The following is a 6,893-nucleotide window of genomic DNA, read 5'->3' as shown; positions in this document are numbered from 1 at the left end:
TGTCCGAACTTTCGTCGGCAGGGGCCACGGGGGGAGAGCAAAACGACCGCCCGGTCGAGGAGTCGACCCTCGACGATCTCAGCCAGGGGCAGGATCCCGCACCCCCGGTCGGCCAGGGGCCGGTGCTGCCCGATCTGGCCAGCCCCGGAGAGGCGATCGAGGACGACCTCTGGATGCCCGCGCCGGACCCCTCCGAGCGGGTCTCCATCTGGCCGCACGTGGAGCGCCGAGTGGTCGACCTGGTCTCCGCCCAGCGCTCCACCCTGGTCTTCGCCAACTCCCGGCGGCTGGCCGAGCGCCTCACCAGCAACCTCAACGAGATCTGGGACGAGCGGCATACCGACGATCCGGCCGTCGAGGCCCAAGGCACCGACGACCCGGCCGGGCACACCGGCCGCGACCACCGGACGTCGCAGACCCGGCCGCCCGCGCAGGTCATGGCTCAGTCCGGCTCGTCGGCGGGTGCTCCCCCGGTGCTGGCCCGCGCCCATCACGGCTCGGTCAGCAAGGAGCACCGCGCCCAGATCGAGGACGCACTGAAGTCCGGCACCCTGCCCGCCGTGGTCGCCACCAGCTCCCTCGAGCTCGGCATCGACATGGGCGCCGTCGACCTGGTCGTGCAGATCGAGTCACCGCCCAGCGTGGCCAGCGGACTGCAGCGGGTCGGTCGGGCCGGGCACCAGGTCGGGGCGGTCTCCCGCGGGGTGTTCTTCCCCAAACACCGCGGAGACCTGGTGCAGACCGCCGTCGTCGTCGACCGGATGACCGGCGGCGCGATCGAGTCGCTGCGGGTCCCGGCCAACCCGCTCGACGTGCTCGCCCAGCAGATCGTCGCCATGGTCGCGATGGACGACTGGTCGGTCACCGGTCTGCTGGAGCTGGTGCGCCGCTCCGCGCCGTATGCCGCGCTCCCCCGGCCGCTGCTGGAGGCGACCCTGGACATGCTGGCCGGGCGCTACCCCGGCGAGGACTTCGCCGACCTGCGCCCCCGCATCGTCTGGGACCGGATCACCGACACCCTCTCGGCCCGCCGCGGCGCGCAGCTGCTCGCGGTCACCTCCGGGGGCACCATCCCGGACCGTGGGCTGTATGCCGTGATGCTGGCGACCGGCGACGGTCCGGGGAGGAGGGTCGGCGAGCTGGACGAGGAGATGGTCTACGAGTCCCGGGTCGGTGACGTGTTCACCCTGGGCACCACCTCGTGGCGGATCGAAGACATCACGCACGACCAGGTGCTGGTCACCCCGGCGCCGGGGCAGATCGGCCGGCTTCCGTTCTGGAAGGGCGACAGCCTGGGCCGCCCCGCCGAGCTGGGCCGAGCCGTGGGCGAGTTCGTGCGCGAGACCGCAGCGGCGCCACGGCATACCGCCGCGGCCGGGCTGCGGAACCGCGGGCTGGACGAGTGGGCCAGCAACAACCTGCTGGACTACCTGGCCGAGCAGCGCGAGGCCACCGGTCAGCTGCCGGATGACCGGACGGTGGTGGTCGAGCGGTTCCGGGACGAGATCGGCGACTGGCGCGTCGTGGTGCACAGCCCCTTCGGCACCCCCGTGCACGCCCCGTGGGCGCTGTGTCTGGCGGCCCGGATGCGCGAGCGCTTCGGCACCGACGTGCAGGCGATGGCCGCCGATGATGGCATCGTGCTGCGGCTGCCCGACCTCGGCGAGGGCACGGAGGGTGACCCCGCCGGACGGTCCTTCGACACCGAGCTGGCCGAGCTGCTCACCTTGGACCCCGACGACGTGGCTGACCTGGTGACCACCGAGATCGGTGGGTCGGCGCTGTTCGCCGCCCGGTTCCGGGAGTGCGCCGCCCGGGCGCTGCTGCTGCCGCGCCGCACCCCCGGCAAGCGACAGCCGCTGTGGCAGCAGCGGCAGCGCTCCGCCTCCTTGCTGGAGGTCGCCGCCCGCTACCCGAGCTTCCCGATCGTGCTGGAGGCGGTGCGCGAATGCGTGCGGGACGTCTACGACGTTGACGCCCTCGTCGAGCTGATGCGCGCGATCAGCGGTCGCACGGTGCGGATCGTCTCGGTGCAGACCCAGAGTGCGTCCCCCTTCGCCCGGTCGCTGCTGATGGGGTATGTCGCACAGTACCTCTACGAGGGTGACTCACCGCTGGCCGAGCGTCGGGCCGCGGCCCTGTCGCTGGACCCCACCCTGCTGGCCGAGCTGTTGGGCCGCGGTGAGGGTGCGGCGCTGCGTGACCTGCTGGACCCGGAGGTGGTGGCCCGCACCGAGGCCGAGCTGCAGCGCCTGGTGTCCGACCGGGCCTGCCGCGACGAGCACGACGTGCTCGACCTGCTGCGCACCCTGGGGCCGCTGTCGAGCGCCGAGATCGCCGAGCGCACCCGGGAGGACCTGCGTCCTGTCGTCGAGACCTGGGTCACCGCGCTCGGCGAGAGCCGCCAGGTCCTCGGGGTGCGGATCGCCGGAGACGAGCGGTGGGCCGACGCGCAGGACGCGGCGCGACTGCGCGACGCTCTGGGCACAGCCCTGCCACCGGGGGTGGCTGCGACGTTCCTTGAGCCGGTGCCCGACCCGTTGGGCGACCTGGTGCAGCGCTACGCCCGCACCCATACCCCGTTCACCCTGGCCGAGCTCGCCGGGCGGCTGGGGCTGGGGCAGGCCGTGGTCCGCGACGCGGTGAGCCGGCTGGTGTCCTCCGGGCGGATCGTGCAAGGCGAGCTGCGGCCACTGCATACCGGGAAGTCGGCTGCTCCTGCGCCGAGCACACCCGGCGAGAGCACGGCGCCGCCCACACCGGCCTCGCCCTCGCCGGATCTGTGCGACGCCGACGTGCTGCGGATGCTGCGCCGTCGCTCGCTGGCCGCGCTGCGCCAGGAGGTCGAGCCGGTCACCCAGCGGACCTACGCCCGCTTCGTGCCGCAGTGGCAGTCGGTCGGCGCGCTGCGCGGTGTCGACGGGGTGCACCGGGCCGTGGAGCAGCTGGCCGGAGCGAGGGTGCCGGCCAGCGCGTGGGAGACCCTGGTGCTGCCGGCCCGGGTGCGCGACTATGCGCCGGCCCAGCTGGATGAGCTGATGAGCAGTGGCGAGGTGCTGTGGCAGGGGCACGGGTCACTGTCCGGTGACGACGGCTGGGTCTCGCTGCATCTGAGCGAGACCGCGCACCTGAGCCTGGCCGCACCTGAGCCGCTCGAGGACGACCTGGCCACCCGGGTGCACGACCTGCTGCAGGGGGGCGGGGCCTACTTCTTCCGCTCCCTGTCCGACGCGCTGGGTCCCGACCTCGGCGTGGTCGAGGACACCCGGCTGCTCGCCGCACTGTGGGACCTGGTCTGGACCGGGCACCTGAGCGGCGACACCCTGGCCCCGGTGCGCGCGCTGCTCGGCGGGGGTCGCGCGACGCACAAGACCCGCCGCACCGGCGCCCGGTCGACCCGCTGGTCACGCTCGTCGGTGGCCCTGGCGAGCCGGCCCTCCCGCCCGGCGCTGCCCACCCGGTCCGGCCCCCCGACCGGGGTGGGCCGGTGGTCGGCGCTGCCGGCGCTCGAGCAGGACCCCACGGTGCGGGCACTCGCGACCGCCGAGCAACTGCTGGACCGCTACGGCGTGCTCACCCGCGGCAGTGTCGTCGCCGAGGAGATCCCCGGAGCGTATGCCGGTGTCTACCGCACCCTGGCCGACGCCGAGGAGGCCGGGCGGGTCCGGCGCGGCTACTTCGTCGAGCACCTGGGCGCGGCGCAGTTCGGCACCACCGGCGCCGTCGATCGGCTGCGGGATCTTTCCCGCGTCCGCGACGACCAGGATCTCGACGTCCTGGTGCTGGCCGCCACCGACCCGGCCAACCCTTACGGTGCCGCCGTGCCATGGCCGCAGCAGTCCGGTGCCCCCGAGGGTGGGCACCGGCCGGGACGCAAGGCCGGCGCCCTGGTCGTGCTCGCCGACGGCGATCTGGTCCTCTACCTCGAGCGCGGTGGCCGCACCGCGCTGACCTGGACCGACGACGACGACCGGCTCACCGGGGCTGCGAAGGCCTTAGCCACCCAGGTCCGGCACCGGGGACTGGCGGTGCTCACCGTGCACCGGATCGACGGCATACCCGCGCTCGGAGAGCACCCGCTTGCCCACGCGTTGGGCGAGGCCGGCTTCCACCCGACGCCGCAGGGCCTGCGCCTGCGCCGCTGACCGGCGAGACGCGGCCCCTTGACGATGTGATGTCCGAGTTGGAGATCACCCGCGGGGAGCTGGACGCTCTGCCTGGTCAGCCTGCATGACCTGGACCATCCGCACGGTCCGCGACGTCGACCGAGCGTTGCGGAAGTTGGACCGGCAGGTGGCCGTGCGGGTAATGAAGGCCCTCACCGCGCCAGAGGATCTGGAGGACCCGAAGGCAGGGGCACGGTGCTGTCGGGGCCCTCCACGGGCCGTTGGCCCCTCAGCGTGGGCGATTGCCACGTGCACCTCGACATCCGCCGGGAACTTGTCATCACTGCCGTCGATGTGGGCAACCGCAGGAGCATCGACGGCTGACCAGGCCAGGTGCGCGCAAGGGGCCCCCTGCGACACACGCTCGACTGGCCGAGCAACACTGGGAGGTGGTGCCGGGCGCGTTGACGGCGTCCTCGCCGACCCGGGGCGATGGCTAGTGCGCTATCCGGTAGCGGGTGCAGGTCATGCCGCTCTTGGTGGTTGACGTGCCCTGGTGGAGTAGTCGGATGGAGTTGGGCAGCGTGTGAAACAGCGGGAGTCCCCTTCCCAGGACGATGGGCGCCCGGGAGATCGTGAGTTCGTCGATGAGGCCTTCGGCCATGAAACCGGAGAGGACCTCACCACCGTCGACGTATACCGACGTCGCTTCCTCGTCCCCGAGCACTGCGCACGCTTGGTCGATCGACCTCGCGACGGTGATCCGGGAATCCTCGTTGGCGGGAAGGGTCGTGCTGAGGACCAGGACTCGGAAGCGGTCGTATGGCCAGGACCCGAACGTGAGGACTTTCTCGTAGGTTCCGCGGCCCATGACCAGGTGACTCACCCCTGCTGTGAATGCGTCGTAGTCCGCTGGTGCGTCATCGCCTTCATAAGGAGGGACGTGGCGGTGCTCTGCTGGGGGGTCGGTCAGCCATGCGAGATCGCCGTCGGGTCGGGCGATGTAGCCATCGACGCTGCTCGCGATGAAGACGAGACCGGTCCAGTTTCGTTGTGCGGTCGTCATCTCAGGGTCTCCAGAAGGTTGTGGACGGCGTGGGCGGGATCGGCTTCGGTCGGATCGGGGGCTACCGCCGCGCGCAAGAGGCTGCCGTGAGCGGAGTCGAGGAGAAGTTGCGCAACCAGAGGTGACGGTGCGGCGGATGAGATCTGGCCGGCCCTTTGTGCTCGGTCGACCAGGGCGCTGAGGTAGCGAAGATGTCGCTGCCATCCTTTGTGCAGCAGATCGCGAAGCTCTGGGTCGCGTAGGTCTTCGACGACCATGTCGAGGCGGGCAAGCAGCTGGACCTGTGTCGATCCGTGGGTGGACAACGAGTCGATCCACGCAAGAAGCTCACGATGGCCATCGACGGTGGTGGGCGCGGTGGGGATGCCATCGACCCAGCGCCTGCTCAGCGCCACGAGCAGGGCGTGGCGGGACCCGAAGCGCTTGATCAGCGTGGCCGAGTGCAGTCCGGCAGCCGCGGCGGCGCCGCCAAGGGACCACGTAGCCCCCGCGTCGCCGAGAGTGCTGGCGACGCGGTCCAGGATTTGTTCGTCGGTCAAGCTCCGAGGCCGGGCCACCACGTTAGTAAATCATAGTTGCGTAATCTACTTTTCGCCGAGGCGCCTGCGTCGCAGCACCAGCCGGGCGCTAGATCAACTCTAGGTCGAAAGCGTCGCCGATGGCGCGAGCCAACGCGGATTCCTGGTCGCCGAAGAGCAGGCCGATGGTTTCGCCGACGTTGCTGATCGGCACCGTGGTGATGGTGTCGCAGCTGACCACGCTGTCGTGATCCAGGCCGTTTCGCGGCCCGACCTGAACCTCGCTGGTCAGACCCCGGATCGTGCTGGTGATCGGCGCAACCGTCACCCAGGTCAGCAGGTGCCGCTTGGACTGTCGTGTCAGAACCAGCGCCGGTCGATGCTTGTCCAGGCGGACCGACGCAATGGTGCGCATCAGTCCAACGCGGGATGGGAGAGGTCGGCCCCTCCGTCAAGATCCGGGTAGATCGGCTCACCCCGTCGGGCGAGGTCGATGAGGACTGCCTCCTCGGCGCGATATCGCTGGTCTCGCTGCAGGCGGGCGATGCCCCGGCGGACCACTTCGGAACGACTGGCCGCGCGGCCGGCGTCGACCTCGGCGTCAAGCGCCGCGAGCTCTCGGCCATCCAGGCGGATGGCGATCTGCCTTGTCATGACTGCAGGATACTCTGGGCGTCAACCAATTGGTATGCAGTGAGCCTCCGTGCCTCGTCATGCACCCTACGGATGTGACGTGGGCGGACTGAGGATTCGGCGGAGCTGCTGGCGCGCTCGGTGATGCCGGCTCCGGATGGTGCCCTCCGGCATGCGCGGGAGCCTGGCCGCTTGAGCCAGGGTGAAACCATCCCAGTAGGTGAGTCGGATCGGAACCTGTCAAGGGTTGATTGCCGGGTTGTTCAGGGTTTCGTTTGGACGGTTGGCTTGTTGATCCAGGCTTCGGTCGGGGGCTGGCGGCTCGGGGCCGGTGGTTGCGGAACCGCTCGGGGTTGTCGGCATAGGCGCCGTCGAGGACATCTTGGCGGGCGGTCACGATCTGGTCGGCGGTGCCGGCGTGGACGTCGACGGGATGCAGATACGCAATGCCGGAATGGTAGTGCTCATGGTTGTACCACCAGGCGAATCTGCGCATCCAGGCCCGCGCCTGGTCCAGGCCCTCGAACCGGTCGGGGTAGTCGGGCCGGTACTTGGTGGTCTTGAAGTTCG

7 protein-coding genes are annotated in these 6,893 nt (G+C 70.8%); 2 read left to right on the top strand and 5 right to left on the bottom strand.

Annotated elements, in window-relative coordinates; genetic code table 11:
- The coding region (locus ACR2FV_RS04500) for an Lhr family ATP-dependent helicase (RefSeq protein ID WP_434014502.1) at window positions 1-4,145 on the top strand (4,145 nt) is incomplete at its 5' end.
- Between the two features lie 457 nt (window positions 4,146-4,602).
- On the opposite strand, the gene ACR2FV_RS04495 is transcribed toward ACR2FV_RS04500, so the two are convergent.
- The 5 genes from ACR2FV_RS04495 to ACR2FV_RS04475 form a co-directional block, all read right to left on the bottom strand.
- Window positions 4,603-5,172: a dihydrofolate reductase family protein gene (locus ACR2FV_RS04495; RefSeq protein ID WP_434014501.1), complete on the bottom strand. Its 570-nt coding sequence runs from the start codon at window positions 5,170-5,172 to the stop codon at window positions 4,603-4,605.
- Window positions 5,169-5,711 (bottom strand): TetR family transcriptional regulator C-terminal domain-containing protein, encoded by a 543-nt coding sequence (locus ACR2FV_RS04490; RefSeq protein ID WP_434014500.1) that lies wholly within the window; start codon window positions 5,709-5,711, stop codon window positions 5,169-5,171. Before ACR2FV_RS04490 ends, ACR2FV_RS04495 begins: the two co-directional genes overlap by 4 nt.
- Before the next feature lie 88 nt (window positions 5,712-5,799).
- Window positions 5,800-6,105 carry a type II toxin-antitoxin system PemK/MazF family toxin gene (locus ACR2FV_RS04485; RefSeq protein ID WP_434014499.1) on the bottom strand — a complete coding sequence of 102 codons (306 nt, stop codon included), beginning with the start codon at window positions 6,103-6,105 and terminating at the stop codon, window positions 5,800-5,802.
- Complete coding sequence (locus ACR2FV_RS04480; protein WP_434014498.1) at window positions 6,105-6,344, bottom strand: hypothetical protein; 240 nt, start codon at window positions 6,342-6,344, stop codon at window positions 6,105-6,107. Before ACR2FV_RS04480 ends, ACR2FV_RS04485 begins: the two co-directional genes overlap by 1 nt.
- Before the next feature lie 66 nt (window positions 6,345-6,410).
- Window positions 6,411-6,554, bottom strand: coding sequence for a sigma factor-like helix-turn-helix DNA-binding protein (locus ACR2FV_RS04475; RefSeq protein ID WP_434014503.1), 144 nt, complete (start codon window positions 6,552-6,554; stop codon window positions 6,411-6,413).
- A 100-nt stretch (window positions 6,555-6,654) separates the two neighbouring features.
- Between ACR2FV_RS04475 and ACR2FV_RS04470 the strand changes: the two genes are divergently transcribed.
- A partial coding sequence (locus ACR2FV_RS04470; RefSeq protein ID WP_434014497.1) for a hypothetical protein occupies window positions 6,655-6,893 on the top strand: 239 nt, incomplete at its 3' end.

The organism is Ornithinimicrobium sp. (assembly GCF_051004135.1).
Lineage (GTDB): Bacteria > Actinomycetota > Actinomycetes > Actinomycetales > Dermatophilaceae > Ornithinicoccus.
This window is presented reverse-complemented; position numbering and strand designations above follow the sequence as displayed.

Bases quoted from the DNA above. Each gene is read 5' to 3' on its own strand.
- ACR2FV_RS04495 (WP_434014501.1), bottom strand. From the start codon at position 5,172: ATGACGACCGCACAACGAAACTGGACCGGTCTCGTCTTCATCGCGAGC.
- ACR2FV_RS04485 (WP_434014499.1), bottom strand. From the start codon at position 6,105: ATGCGCACCATTGCGTCGGTCCGCCTGGACAAGCATCGACCGGCGCTG.
- ACR2FV_RS04480 (WP_434014498.1), bottom strand. From the start codon at position 6,344: ATGACAAGGCAGATCGCCATCCGCCTGGATGGCCGAGAGCTCGCGGCG.